Annotated in this window: 12 protein-coding genes, 1 pseudogene and 1 riboswitch; of the genes and pseudogenes, 7 read left to right on the forward strand and 6 right to left on the reverse strand. The window is 72.9% G+C overall.

Going from position 1 to position 12,007, the window contains the following annotated elements; translation table 11 throughout:
- The first annotated feature begins 5 nt into the window (after positions 1-5).
- The 5 genes from HMPREF9719_RS02325 to HMPREF9719_RS02345 all read left to right on the forward strand — a co-directional run bounded on the left by HMPREF9719_RS02325 (position 6) and on the right by HMPREF9719_RS02345 (position 5,332).
- The gene (locus HMPREF9719_RS02325) at positions 6-944 is read left to right on the forward strand and encodes an ABC transporter permease (RefSeq protein WP_038075184.1); all 939 of its coding nucleotides are present in this window, start codon (positions 6-8) and stop codon (positions 942-944) included.
- Complete coding sequence (locus HMPREF9719_RS02330; protein ID WP_004600361.1) at positions 941-1,792, forward strand: ABC transporter permease; 852 nt, start codon at positions 941-943, stop codon at positions 1,790-1,792. Before HMPREF9719_RS02325 ends, HMPREF9719_RS02330 begins: the two co-directional genes overlap by 4 nt.
- Positions 1,789-3,243: an ATP-binding cassette domain-containing protein gene (locus HMPREF9719_RS02335; RefSeq protein ID WP_004600362.1), complete on the forward strand. Its 1,455-nt coding sequence runs from the start codon at positions 1,789-1,791 to the stop codon at positions 3,241-3,243. Before HMPREF9719_RS02330 ends, HMPREF9719_RS02335 begins: the two co-directional genes overlap by 4 nt.
- 50 nt (positions 3,244-3,293) lie before the next feature.
- A complete protein-coding gene (locus HMPREF9719_RS02340) occupies positions 3,294-4,232 on the forward strand; it encodes a ribokinase (RefSeq protein WP_004600363.1) in 939 nt (312 codons plus the stop codon).
- Positions 4,233-4,407: 175 nt separating this feature from the next.
- Positions 4,408-4,570: riboswitch (FMN riboswitch) on the forward strand.
- 12 nt (positions 4,571-4,582) lie between these two features.
- The gene (locus tag HMPREF9719_RS02345; RefSeq protein WP_004600364.1) at positions 4,583-5,332 is read left to right on the forward strand and encodes a nicotinamide mononucleotide transporter family protein; all 750 of its coding nucleotides are present in this window, start codon (positions 4,583-4,585) and stop codon (positions 5,330-5,332) included.
- Positions 5,333-5,854: 522 nt separating this feature from the next.
- On the opposite strand, the gene HMPREF9719_RS02350 is transcribed toward HMPREF9719_RS02345, so the two are convergent.
- Together HMPREF9719_RS02350 and lepA are read right to left on the reverse strand one after the other, a co-directional pair.
- Positions 5,855-6,283 carry an Ohr family peroxiredoxin gene (locus tag HMPREF9719_RS02350; RefSeq protein WP_004600365.1) on the reverse strand — a complete coding sequence of 143 codons (429 nt, stop codon included), beginning with the start codon at positions 6,281-6,283 and terminating at the stop codon, positions 5,855-5,857.
- Between the two features lie 240 nt (positions 6,284-6,523).
- Positions 6,524-8,371 (reverse strand): translation elongation factor 4, encoded by a 1,848-nt coding sequence (lepA, locus tag HMPREF9719_RS02355; protein WP_004600366.1) that lies wholly within the window; start codon positions 8,369-8,371, stop codon positions 6,524-6,526.
- A 120-nt stretch (positions 8,372-8,491) separates the two neighbouring features.
- Here lepA and HMPREF9719_RS02360 point away from each other — a divergent pair, with 120 nt between their 5' ends.
- On the forward strand, positions 8,492-9,043 hold the full coding sequence (locus HMPREF9719_RS02360; protein ID WP_004600367.1) for a type II toxin-antitoxin system PemK/MazF family toxin: 552 nt from the start codon (positions 8,492-8,494) through the stop codon (positions 9,041-9,043).
- A gap of 229 nt (positions 9,044-9,272) precedes the next feature.
- On the forward strand, positions 9,273-9,536 hold the full coding sequence (gene rpsT / locus HMPREF9719_RS02365) for a 30S ribosomal protein S20 (RefSeq protein ID WP_004600368.1): 264 nt from the start codon (positions 9,273-9,275) through the stop codon (positions 9,534-9,536).
- 171 nt (positions 9,537-9,707) lie between these two features.
- Here the strand turns inward: rpsT and HMPREF9719_RS02370 are convergent, their stop codons facing one another.
- From HMPREF9719_RS02370 to HMPREF9719_RS02385, 4 genes and pseudogenes are all read right to left on the reverse strand, one after another.
- The gene (locus tag HMPREF9719_RS02370) at positions 9,708-10,364 is read right to left on the reverse strand and encodes a LysE family translocator (protein WP_004600369.1); all 657 of its coding nucleotides are present in this window, start codon (positions 10,362-10,364) and stop codon (positions 9,708-9,710) included.
- Complete coding sequence (locus tag HMPREF9719_RS02375) at positions 10,361-10,747, reverse strand: ankyrin repeat domain-containing protein (RefSeq protein WP_004600370.1); 387 nt, start codon at positions 10,745-10,747, stop codon at positions 10,361-10,363. The genes HMPREF9719_RS02370 and HMPREF9719_RS02375 overlap by 4 nt, the downstream gene beginning before the upstream one ends.
- A gap of 11 nt (positions 10,748-10,758) precedes the next feature.
- On the reverse strand, positions 10,759-11,700 hold the full coding sequence (gene holA, locus HMPREF9719_RS02380) for a DNA polymerase III subunit delta (protein ID WP_004600371.1): 942 nt from the start codon (positions 11,698-11,700) through the stop codon (positions 10,759-10,761).
- 54 nt (positions 11,701-11,754) lie between these two features.
- Positions 11,755-12,007, reverse strand: a pseudogene (locus HMPREF9719_RS02385) (ComEC/Rec2 family competence protein); the annotation flags it as partial.

Genomic DNA, 12,007 nt, shown 5'->3' on the forward strand with positions numbered 1-12,007 from the left:
CGGCGCTGGGCCGCGCGGCCGCGCTGCTGGCGGCCGCCTCGGTCGTCGTGTTTGTGCTGCTGCGCGTGCTGCCCGGCGACCCGGCGGCGGTGGCGCTCGGGGTCAACGCCACCGACGAGGAGGTCGCGGAGCTCTCCGCGCGGCTGGGCCTCGACCGCCCACTCATCGTCCAGTACCTCGACTGGGTGGGCGGGCTGCTCACCGGGGACCTCGGGGTGTCCCTGTCCAGCGAGCAGGACATGACCCCGATCATCGCGGACCGCGCGCAGGTCAGCGCGATCCTCTGCGGCCTGGCGATGCTGCTCGCCGCGGCGATCGCGCTGCCGCTCGGCGCGTGGGCGGCGCTCCGGCCGAGAGGAGGAGGCCGCTTCGCCGCGGTCATCAGCCAGGTGGGCCTCGCCGTGCCGAGCTTCCTGCTCGGCATCGTGCTCGTCGCGCTCTTCGCGGTGCGGCTGGGCTGGCTGCCCGCCAACGGCTGGGTGCCGCCCGAGGCGGGCCTCGGGGAGTTCGCCTCCCGGCTCGTCATGCCGGTCGCGGCGCTCGCGGTGGTCCAGGGCGCGATCCTCACGCGCTTCGTGCGCGCCACGTTCTCCGACGTCGCGGGCCGGGACTTCTTCCGCACCGCCCGCGCGCTCGGCCAGTCGCGCGCCGGCGCGCTTCGCCGCCACGGGTGGCGCTCGGCGGCGGGCCCGCTGCTCGCGACCGGCGCGGTGCAGCTCGCGCAGCTCGTCGCGGGCGCCGTCGTCGTCGAGCGGGTGTTCGTCATCCCGGGGCTGGGCAGCCTGCTCGTCGACGCCGTCGGCCAGCGCGACCTCACCACCGTGCAGTCGGTGGTGATGATCATCGTTGCCGCGACCATCGCGATCACCGCGGCCGCGGACGTCGCCGCCGCGGCGGCCGACCCCAGGCCCCGCTCGACCGGAGGGGAGGACAGGGCCCGATGAGCACCTCAACCGCGCGCCGCCGCATGCCCGCGGGCGGCTGGGTCGGCGCGATCATCGTCGCCGCCGTCGCCGCCGTCGCGTTGCTCAGCGCCGTGTGGCTGCCTTTTGACCCCAACCACGCCGAGCCCGCCGCGCGGCTGGCCGGCCCCGGCGCCGAGCACCTGCTCGGCACCGACCGCTTCGGCCGCGACGTCGCCTCGAGGCTCGCGGCCGGGGCGCGGGTGAGCCTCGCCGTGGCGGCCGGGGCGACGGCGATCTCCGCGGCGCTGGGGATCCCCGCGGGGCTCATCGCGGCGCAGGCCGGGGGTGCCGCGCGCCGCGTCGTGCTGGGAGTCGCCGACCTGGTCGTCGCGGTGCCCGCGCTGCTCATGGCGATCGTCGCGGCCGCGATCGCCGGGCCGTCGACGACGACGTCGCTCGTGGCGATCGGGGTCGCCGGGGCGCCGAGCTTCGCGCGCGTCGCGCTCGCCGGGGCGCGCGCGATCCTCTCCCAGGACTTCGTCGCCGCCGCGCGCCTCTCCCGGCCGGGCAGACTCTCAGGGCTTCGGGTCGCGCTCGTCCACGTGCTCCCCGGGATCGCGGGGCTCATGGCCGTCCAGGCGTCCATCACCGCCGCGCTCGCGATCCTCGCGGAGGCGGGCTTGAGCTTCCTCGGGCTGGGCACCCCGCCGCCGCTCGCCTCCTGGGGCCGGATGCTCAACGACGCCCAGGACCACCTCGCCACCGCGCCGCACCTCGCGGCCGCGCCCGGGCTCGCCATCGCGCTCACCGTGCTGGGCCTGGCGCTGCTCGGCGACGGGCTGCGCGACGCCGCCGGCGGCCCGGCGGCGGGAAGGGGGCGGCGATGAGCCCGATCTTCGAGGTCTCGGGGCTTCGCGTCGGCGACGTCGTCGGCCCCGTCGACTTCTCCCTCGAGCCCGGGGAACGCCTCGGCATTCTCGGCGCGTCCGGCTCGGGCAAATCGCTCACCGCGCTCGCGCTGCTCGGGCTCGCGCCGCTGCCGGTGTCGGGCTCGGCGAGGCTTTCCGGCCGTGAGCTCGTGGGCCTGCCGGACCGCCGGGCGCGCCGGCTGCGCGGCCGGCGCATCGCCATGGTCTTCCAGGAGCCGATGAGCGCGCTCGACCCGCTCATGACGATCGGCGGGCAGCTCTCCGAGGCGCTCGCCCGGCGCGACGACTCGCTGCCCGACAAGGGCGTCGAGGAGGCGCTCGCCGAGGTGGGCCTGCCCGCCGAGGCCGCCGGGCGCTATCCCTTCGCCCTGTCGGGCGGGCAGCGCCAGCGCGTTCTTATCGCCATGGCGCTCGCCGCGGAGCCCGACGTGCTCCTCGCCGACGAGCCGACGACGGCGCTCGACGCGGTCGTCGAGGACGAGATCGTCGACCTGCTCGTCCGGCTTACTAAGGAGCGCGGCGCGGCGCTCGTGCTCATCTCCCACGACGTCTCGGTCGTGAGGCGGGCCTGCCCCACCGCGCTCGTCGTCGACGGCGGGCGGGTCGTCGAGCGCGGCGAGACCGAGCGGCTGCTGGCGGATCCCGGCCACCCGGCAACTGAGCGGCTCGCGGCGGCGCTCGATCCGGTGGAGCCCGCCGCCGCCCGCCCCCACGGCGAGCCGGTCGCGAGTCTTTCCGGCGTGTCGCGCTCGTTCGGCGGGCGCGCCGCGCTCTCGGGGGTGGACCTCGAGGTGCGCCGAGGCGAGCGCCTCGGGATCGTGGGGGCCTCCGGATCGGGGAAGACCACGCTTCTGCGGCTGCTCTCGGGCCTGGATCGCCCGGATGTCGGGGAGGTGTCGGTGGCCGGCCGCGCGCAGCTCGTGTTCCAGGACCCGGCCGGCTCCCTCGACCCGCGCTGGCGGCTGTGGCGCAGCGTCGCCGAGCCGCTGACCGGCCCCCGGCGCGAGCGCCGAAAGACGGCCGAGAGGCTGCTCGCCCGCGTCGGCCTCGAGGGCCGCGGCGACGATCGCCCCGGCTCGCTCTCGGGCGGGCAGCGCCAGCGCGCCGCGATCGCGCGGGCGCTCGCCGGGGAGCCGGACCTGCTGCTTGCCGACGAGGCGGTCTCCGCGCTGGACCTCGCGGTGCGCGGGCAGATCCTTGGGCTCCTCGACGAGGCCGCCGGCGTGCGCCGCGGGCTCGTGTTCGTCTCCCACGACATCGCCGCGGTCCGCGCGCTGTGCGACACGATCGCCGTGGTGCGAGGCGGCGAGATCGTCGAGCGCGGCGCCACCGCCGAGGTGTGCGCCAACCCCGGCTCGGAGTACACGCGCCGCCTCCTTCAGGCGGCCGCGCCGGGCCCGCGCCGCTAGCATTGGTCACCGTCGAGACCGCCCGCGAACCCAGATAAGGAAGGTGGCCCGTGGCCCAGGCCGGAGGAATCGTCGTCGTCGGCTCCATCAACGCCGACCTCACCGCCCGGGTGGCGCGCCATCCCTCACCCGGCGAGACCCTCATCGGCTCGGGCGGGGAGATCACCCCGGGCGGCAAGGGCGCGAACCAGGCGCTCGCCGCGGCGCTGCAGGGCGCGGCCGTCTCGTTCGTCGGCGCGGTGGGCGACGACCCGCAGGCCGAGGCCGCGACCGCGCTGCTGCGCGAGGGCGGCGTGGACCTCTCCCGCGTCGCGACCGTTTCGGGCCCGACGGGCCTGGCGATCATCACCGTCGACGACGCGGGCGAGAACTCGATCATCGTCGTGCCCGGCGCGAACGCCGACGTCTACGAGGCGCTAGTCGACAAGCACCGCGCCGCGATCGAGGAGGCGGCGGTCGTCCTCCTCCAGGGGGAGATCCCCCCGGCCGCGAGCGCCGCGGCCGCTCGCGCCGCGCGCGGCCGGGTGGTGCTCAACCTCGCGCCGGTCGTCGAGCTCGACGCCGAGACCGTGCGCGCCGCCGACCCGCTCGTCGTCAACGAGCACGAGGCCGCGCTCGCCGCGGGGATCCTCGGCGGCGAGGCCCCCGAGGGCGAACCCGAGCCCGAGGAGCTGGCCGGGCGGCTCGTCGCGCTCGGCGTCGCGTCGGTGGTCGTCACGCTGGGGCCGCGCGGCGCGCTCGTCGCCGAGGGCGACGACCTCTCCCACGTGGCGAGCCCCAGCGTCGAGGTGAGGGACACCACCGGCGCGGGCGACGCGTTCACCGGGGCGCTCGCCGCGCGCCTCGAGAAGGGCGAGGGACTCCTCGACGCCGCGGCCCACGCCTGCCGGGTGGGTGCCTTCGCCACCACGCGTCCCGGCGCCCAGCCGAGCTACCCCGGCCCCGGCGAGGAGCTCCCCGCGGTCGCGGACGCCGGCCCCGCCGCCTAAGGCGCGGCCGCGCCGCGATCCTTCCCGGCCGGAACGATCCCCTCCTCCCGGCCGCTCCTCTCCCCCGCCGAGCTGCGGCGACGCCGCTGCCCGGCGCCTCCCGCGGGCCCGGGGCCCGCCCCGCGCACCCTGGCGTTTCGGCCCGGCCCTCGAGGCGGGGCGTAGACTGCGGGGACGTAAATCTCAGGGCGGGGTGGAATTCCCCACCGGCGGTAGCGCGGGAGCGATGATTCCCGCGGAGCCCGCGACCCCCGTCGCCGCGACGGTTTCCCGGCGGCGGGGCTGACCCGGTCGAAGTCCGGGGCCGACGGTCACAGTCCGGATGGGAGAGATGAAAGTGGTAGACCCGCGTGGACTTTTTTACTGAACTTCTCGACGCCAAGATCGAGATCGGCGACACCGAGATCCTCTGGCGGGAGATCGTCGGCAACGGCTTCGGGCTCGCCTCCGCGATCGGCGGGATGCGCCGCTCCGTGTGGGCCTGGCCGGTGGGCATCGTCGGCAACGTGCTGCTCTTCACCGTGTTCCTCGGCGGGGTGTTCAACACCCCGCAGAACCTCGACCTCTACGGGCAGGCCGGCCGGCAGGTCATGTTCCTCATCGTCAGCGTCTACGGCTGGGTGACGTGGCGGCGCGCCCGCGACCGCGGGGTGCGCGAGCCCGAGGGCACCGACCCGAGCCGCTCGATCGTCTCCGAGCCCGCGGAGACCCGCGAGGCCGTGCAGCCCCACTGGGCGAGCGCCCGGGAGCGGGTCGGCATGGTCGTCGTCGCGATCCTCGGGACGGCGCTGTGCACGTGGATCTTCGACGCGCTCGGCTCGTGGGGCCCGCTCGCGGACGCGTGGATCTTCACCGGCTCGCTGCTCGCGACGTTTGGGATGGCGAAGGGTTGGACGGAGTTCTGGCTCATCTGGATCGGCGTCGACGTCGCCGGGGTGCCTCTGTTGCTCGCCGCCGGCTACTACCCCAGCGCGGCGCTCTACATCGTCTACGCGGCGTTCGTCATCTGGGGTTTCGTCACCTGGTTGCGCGTCCAGCGCCGCGACCAGGCCGCCGAGGCGTCCGAGACGCACCCCGCCCAGGAGGCGTCCTGCCGCTGACCATCGGCGAGGTTCGGGCCCGAGCGCTCACCTGCACGAACGGCCCCGGAATAAATATTGCCGGCGAAACATTGTCGTGCTAGTTTCCGAACTGGAAGCCAGAGGCCGAAAACATTTCTTCCGGGCACCAACTCCACGAGCCCGCGCGCGAGCGCGGGCTCGTGCGCGTCTTTGGGGGTTCGCGCCGCGTCCACCGAGGCTACAGAATGCGCAGGCCGGCGAGATTCCCGCCGGCGCTGGCCCGCAGGCCCCGGGCCCCGAACGCGCCTCGGCCCCACAGTGCGCTGAGCATTGTCCCCACAACTTTTGCACGCTAACTTCTGTTATCGGGAGCCAGAGGCTGAAATATTTCCTCCGGGCACCGACTCCATGAGCCCACGCGGGAGCGTGGGCTCATGTGTATCTCTAGGCCGCTCCCCGCGCCGCCATGGCGGCATGGCGGGGTCCAGATACGCCGCGGCGCGGCCCGCCCGGGGATGTTGGTGTCCGGGCGGGCCGCGCCGAGCGCGGTGCACGTTGGTTTTACGCGACCTTCGCGGTGACGGTCGTGTCGACCGTCTTCATCGCGTTGGAGTAGGGGCACATATCGTGGGCCTTGCTCACGACGTCGTCGGCCTGCTCCTGGTCGAGGTCGAAGAACGTCGCGGTGATGTCCGCGGTGATGACCATGCCGGAGTCGGACTTGTTGATCGTGGCAAGCACCTCGACCTCGGGGTCGCGGGAGACGCTGATCTTCTCCTGGTCGAGGATCGCGTGCACCGCGCCGTTGAAGCACGCGGCCCAGCCGGCGCCGACGAGCTGCTCGGGGTTGGTGCCCTGGCCGTCGCCGCCCATCTCCTCGGGGCGGCGCACGTCCAGGTCGATGCGCTTGTCGTCGGTGACGACGTGGCCGTCGCGGCCCCCGCCGGTCGCGGTGGCCTTGCCGGTGTAGACGGGCTTGAGGGAACTCATCGCCACATACCTCCTTGGTCGATCGCTTGGACGATCGCGCTCGGTTTCGCCTTGGTGAGCATCGTGCATCCCCGCGCGCCCGGCGCTGGCCCGGGGCCCGGGGCGATGACGGCCGCCATGCTAGACGCGCACCAAGAGGCCCGCCACGGTCAAGAGGAAAGCCCCACCTCATCGGGCGGGGCGGGGCGTCGCGTGGCGGGGCTCCCGGCGGGGCCGGTGCCCCGCCGTGGTCGCGGCCGCCTAGTCCTCGTCGGTGGAGAGCGCCGCGACGAACGCCTCCTGCGGGACGGTCACCGAGCCGATGGCCTTCATGCGCTTCTTGCCGGCCTTCTGCTTCTCGAGCAGCTTGCGCTTGCGGGAGATGTCGCCGCCGTAGCACTTGGAGAGCACGTCCTTGCGCACCGCGCGGATGTTCTCCCTGGAGATGATCTTCGAGCCGATCGCCGCCTGGACGGGCACCTCGAACTGCTGGCGGGGGATGAGCTCCTTGAGCTTCTTGGTCATCTTGTGGCCGTACCACTGGGCGTTGTCGCGGTGGACGATCGCGGAGAACGCGTCCACCGGGTCGCCCTGGAGGAGGATGTCGACCTTGACGAGGTCGGCCTCCTGCACGCCGATCTCCTCGTAGTTGAGCGACGCGTAGCCGCGGGTGCGGGACTTCAGCGTGTCGAAGAAGTCGAAGATGATCTCGCCGAGCGGCATGATGTAGCGCAGCTCGACGCGGTCCTCGGAGAGGTAGTCCATGTTCTTCATCTGCCCGCGCCGCGACTGGCACAACTCCATCGTCGGGCCGACGTAGTCGGCGGGCACGATGACGGTGAGGTCGACGATCGGCTCCTCGACCTTCGCGGGCTTGCCCTCGGGCCAGTCGGAGGGGTTGTGCACCGCGATGACCGAGCCGTCCTCCGCGGTGACCGTGTACGTCACCGACGGGGCGGTGGCAATAAGGTCGAGCCCGAACTCGCGCTCGAGGCGCGCGCGGGTGATCTCTAAGTGGAGGAGGCCTAAGAACCCGCAGCGGAAGCCGAAGCCCAGCGCGACGGAGGTCTCCGGCTCGAAGCTCAACGACGCGTCGTTGAGCTGGAGCTTCTCCAGCGCGTCGCGCAGCGCCGGGAAGTCCTCCTGGGAGATGGGAAACAGCCCGGAGAACACCATCGGCGCGGGGTCCGCGTAGCCGGTGAGCGCCTCCTCCGCGCCGTTGGTCGCCCAGGTGACGGTGTCGCCGACCTTCGTCTCGCGGACGTCCTTCACGCCGGTGATGAGGTAGCCGACCTCGCCGGGGCCTAGGCCCTTGCACTTCTTCGGCGTCGGGGAGACGATGCCCACCTCGAGCAGCTCGAGGGTGGAGCCGGTGGCCATCATCTTCGCCTTCTCGTGGGGGCGCAGCTGCCCGTCGATCATGCGGATATAGGTCACCACGCCGCGGTAGGTGTCGTAGACCGAGTCGAAGACCATCGCGCGCGGCGGGGCGTCCGCGCCGGCCTCGCTCACCGGGGCGGGCACCTTCTCGCAGAGCCGGTCGAGGAGCTCGGGCACGCCCTCGCCCGTCTTCCCCGAGACGCGCAGCACCTCGTCCTCGTCGCAGCCGATGATCCCGGCGATCTCCGCGGCGTACTTGTCGGGGTCCGCGGCCGGCAGGTCGATCTTGTTGAGGACCGGGATGATCTCTAAGTCCTTGTCGATGGCCATGTAGAGGTTCGCGAGCGTCTGCGCCTCGATGCCCTGGGCCGCGTCGACGAGCAGGATCGCGCCCTCGCACGCGGCGAGCGCCCGGGAGACCTCGTAGGTGAAGTCCACGTGGCCGGGCGTGTCGATCATCTGCAGGACGATCTCCTCGCCCTTCGCGGCGCCGCTGCGCGGCACCCACGGCAGGCGCACGTTCTGCGCCTTGATGGTGATGCCCCGCTCGCGCTCGATGTCCATGTTGTCGAGGTACTGATCGCGCATGTCGCGGTCGTCGACGACCTTGGAGAGCTGCAGGATCCGGTCCGCAAGAGTCGACTTGCCGTGATCGATGTGCGCAATGATGCAGAAGTTCCGGATCCGGGCGGGATCCGTGAACGTCTCCTCCGCGAAACTGCTCGACATATCGCTTCCGTCAGGTCCTTCCCCGTGCTTCCTAAACGCTTGACCATCCTAGCCGAGGCGCCGCTATACTCTTAAGCCAGCGAATACCTCCCGCACCACGCCGACACCTGCGAGGCCGACATGGCGAAGAAGACCCGCGAGCGCCCCGTCCTGGAGTTCGTCAAGAACCTCCTGCCGGGCAGCGACGTCCCGCCCATGCAGGCCGGCCTGCGCCGACTCAACTCGCGCCTCGGGTTCCGCGCCGACTCCGACGAGGCCCGCGAGCGGGAGCACTCCCCCATCGCCATCCACAGCACCCTGGACACGCAGCGCAGCATCTACTACGCGCCCGACATGGACGGCCAGCCCGAGCCCGGTGAGGTCGTGTGGATCTGGGCGCCCTGCGACGGGCCCGACGCCCCGCTGCGCGACCGCGCGATCCTCGTCATCGGCCACAACCGCACCACCGTGCTGGGGCTGCTCATCTCCCCCAACCCGACGCACGCCGAGGAGCCCCACTGGCTCGACATCGGCGCCGGCGAGTGGGACGAGTCCGGCCGACCCTGCTGGCTGCGCCTCGACCGGGTGCTCGAGGTCTCCCAGCTGGGCATCCGCCGCCAGGGCGTGACCTTCCCCAGGCCCCGCTTCGAGCGCGTCGCCACGAAGCTGCGCTCCTCCTACGGCTGGAGCTAACCCACCACCCCGCCCCGCCGCGCGGTTTCCGCGGCCGCGCCGGGCACGCTAAGATGTCTCGAGTTGCCCGCCGGCGCGTCGGACGAGGCGGTCAGGACCTTGGGTCCGCCAGAATTCCGGCGCCGAGGCGCGCCCGCCCCGCGCGACGTCACGCGCGGGGCCCGCGCCGGGAGATCGCCGGGCGGCAGCCGTAACCAGCTGTCTATCGAAGCCAAGAGGTATCGAGACCATGCCGAACATCAAGTCGAAGAAGAAGCGCGTCCTCACCAACGAGAAGGCCCGCCGCCGCAACAAGGCGGTGCGCTCCGCGGTGCGCACCCAGATCCGCAAGTTCCGCGAGGCCGTCGAGGCCGGCGACAAGCAGGCCGCCGAGGCGCAGCTGCGCGTCGCGTCCCGCGCGCTCGACAAGTCCGTCTCCAAGGGCGTCTTCCACCGCAACAACGCGGCGAACAAGAAGTCCCGGATGGCCGCGGCCCTCAACAAGCTCGACTAGCGAGCAGCCCGAGAGGCCACCGAGAACAGCGCCCCGCCCCTCCCCCACCGGGAGGCCGGCGGGGCGCTTTTCGCTGCGCCTTCCACGAGAAGGAAGAATCCCCCGGCCCCGGGAGGCGGGGCGCGGGGGATCTATCGAGCGCTTCTGGTTTCTAGAGGTACTCGGCGATTTTTAGAGATACTCGGCGGCGAGCTCCACGACGCCGACGACGGCGATGATCGCGCCCGCGACGATGAAAAACAGGCCCGCGCCGATGTCGATATACGGCCCGGCGTTGATGAGCCGGCGGCGCACCGCGTTCGACGACACCACCGTCGCGAACGCCGTGAACAGCGCGATCGAGGGCAGCCACAGCGCCGCGATGATGAGCGCCGCGTCCGCCGGCGCGGGCGAGGGCGGCAGCGCCGGCGCGATGAGCGCCGCCTGGAACAGCACGATCTTCGGGTTCGCGAGGTTCGTCGCGAGCCCGATGCGCAGGCAGTGCCACGGGGTGCCGAGCTGCTCGCTCGCAGACAGGTTGCGCAGCTCCGGGTTGCTGCGCTGCTTCAGCCCGGAGAGCAGCATCCCGCGGCCCATGAGCGCGATAAACGCGCCGCCCACGAGGCTGACGATGCTGACGATCTCCGGGTAGGCGGTAAACAGCGCCGCCGCCCCGACGACCGTGAGCGTCGTCCACAGCAGCACCCCGATGTGGGTGCCGGCGATGGTGAAGTAGGCGTGCTTCCTCGACTTCGTCGCGACCCGCGTGGCGAGCAGCACGTCCGGCCCCGGCGAGGCTGATCCTAAGAGGTTGAGCCCGGCGATGCCGGCGAGCGCGGCCGGGCTCACGACAGGCGGTCCAGCAGGTCCTCGCGGCCGAAGAGCTTCGCGCTCTCGATGGCGGTGGGGTGCCCGGCGTTCGCGTCGGCGCCCGCCTCGAGGAGGACGTCGATGACCTCGTCCTCCTTCTTGAAGATCGCGCCCGCCAGCGGCGACTGGCCGCGCCCGTTGAGCTGGTCGACGTCCGCGCCGCGCCGGGCGAGCTCCCGGGTGAGCTCGGCGTGGCCCTTGTACGCGGCGAGCATGAGGAGGCTGTTGCCGTCCTGGTTGGTGAGGTTCACGGCCACGCCGTTATCGACGTAGTCCACCAGCGCGAGATCCCCCTCGCGCGCCATGTCGAAGAGCCGGCCGGCGAACTCGGCGACGTCCTCGGGTACCTCGGAGTTGGTCATGGCGCCCAAGTCTAACCGGCGAGCCGGCTGATGCGGTTAACCGCCGACTCGACCTCGAAGGCCGGGTCGCCGCCCTGCCCCTTGACCGCCGCGTCGAGGTCCGCGACGAGGATGACGGCGCGGCTCACCGAGTCCCCGGTCCAGCGGCGCGCGATCTTCGCGGTCTTCTCCACGACGAACGGGTGCGCCCCGAGGCTCCCGGCGAGCTCCCGGGCGTTGACCCGGCCGGTCGTCGAGTAGAGGCGGGCGATCATGCCGACCTTGTTCGCGAGCGCCGCGGCGAGCGCCACGGGGCTCATGCCCAGCTGGATGGCGCGCCTCGCGGCGGACACGGCGCGGGTCGTCTGCCCGGTGACCGCCCAGTCGGCGACGTCGAAGCTGCTCACCTCCGCCACGCCCGAGTAGTAGGCCTTCACCGTGGCGGTAGTGATCTCCCCGTCGGCGTCGGCGACGAGCTGCTCCACCGCGGAGGCGAGCTCCCGAAGATCGGAGCCGACGCCCTCGAGGAGGGCGTGGACGACGTCGGGGGTGACGCGCTGGCCGCGCGCCCGGAACTCCGCGGCCACCCAGGAGGGCAGCTCGCGCTGGGTGGGCGGGGCCGCGTCGTGCACCGCCGCGATCTTCTTCAGCCGCCCGGCGAGCTGCTTCGCGCGCCCGCCGCCGGTGTGCTCGACGAGGAGGTAGATCCCGGGCCCCGGGTCGGCCGCGGCCTGGAGCACGAGCCCGGCGGGTTCCTTGCCGGCGGCCTCGGCGTGGCGGATGACCGCGATGCGGTCCTCCCCGAACAGGGAGGGGCTGAGCACCTCAAGCAGCTCCGAGGGGGTGAGCTCGGCGGCGTTCATCGTCGTCACGGCGACGTCCTCGCGGTCCGCGCGGATCTCGTCGACGACCCGGCTGCGGGCGCGCTCCACGAGGAAGTCGCTGTCGCCGAGAAGGAGGTGCACCTGCTCCATGGCCACCCATTGTGCCACCGCGGACGCCGGGTCCCCGCCCGGGCTCTAGGGCGGCTAGAACCGGCCGTCGGCGGCGCGCTGGGTGCCGTCGCGGTGGAGGCGCACCTCCCCGTCGCGCTCGGGGAAGAACACCGGCCGCCCGTCGGGCAGCACCGTGGGCCGGTCCCTCGGCCTGCCGCCCGCGCCGGTCACGACGAAGCCGTCGGCGCCGGGGTGCGCGGCCGCGGCCTCCTCGAGCGCGGCGTCGAGGCCTTGGGTGTCGGCGGGCACGGCGACGAGCTCGAGCTCGCCCCACGGCACCGCCGGC

This window comes from Corynebacterium otitidis ATCC 51513, assembly GCF_000296405.1.
GTDB classification, from domain to species: Bacteria; Actinomycetota; Actinomycetes; order Mycobacteriales; family Mycobacteriaceae; genus Corynebacterium; species Corynebacterium otitidis.

Excerpts from the sequence above, each read along its gene's own strand:
- HMPREF9719_RS02330 (WP_004600361.1), top strand. The coding sequence starts at position 941 with ATGAGCACCTCAACCGCGCGCCGCCGCATGCCCGCGGGCGGCTGGGTC.
- HMPREF9719_RS02335 (WP_004600362.1), top strand. The coding sequence starts at position 1,789 with ATGAGCCCGATCTTCGAGGTCTCGGGGCTTCGCGTCGGCGACGTCGTC.
- HMPREF9719_RS02350 (WP_004600365.1), bottom strand. The coding sequence starts at position 6,283 with ATGAGTTCCCTCAAGCCCGTCTACACCGGCAAGGCCACCGCGACCGGC.
- lepA (WP_004600366.1), bottom strand. The coding sequence starts at position 8,371 with ATGTCGAGCAGTTTCGCGGAGGAGACGTTCACGGATCCCGCCCGGATC.
- HMPREF9719_RS02360 (WP_004600367.1), top strand. The coding sequence starts at position 8,492 with ATGGCGAAGAAGACCCGCGAGCGCCCCGTCCTGGAGTTCGTCAAGAAC.
- rpsT (WP_004600368.1), top strand. The coding sequence starts at position 9,273 with ATGCCGAACATCAAGTCGAAGAAGAAGCGCGTCCTCACCAACGAGAAG.
- HMPREF9719_RS02375 (WP_004600370.1), bottom strand. The coding sequence starts at position 10,747 with ATGACCAACTCCGAGGTACCCGAGGACGTCGCCGAGTTCGCCGGCCGG.
- holA (WP_004600371.1), bottom strand. The coding sequence starts at position 11,700 with ATGGAGCAGGTGCACCTCCTTCTCGGCGACAGCGACTTCCTCGTGGAG.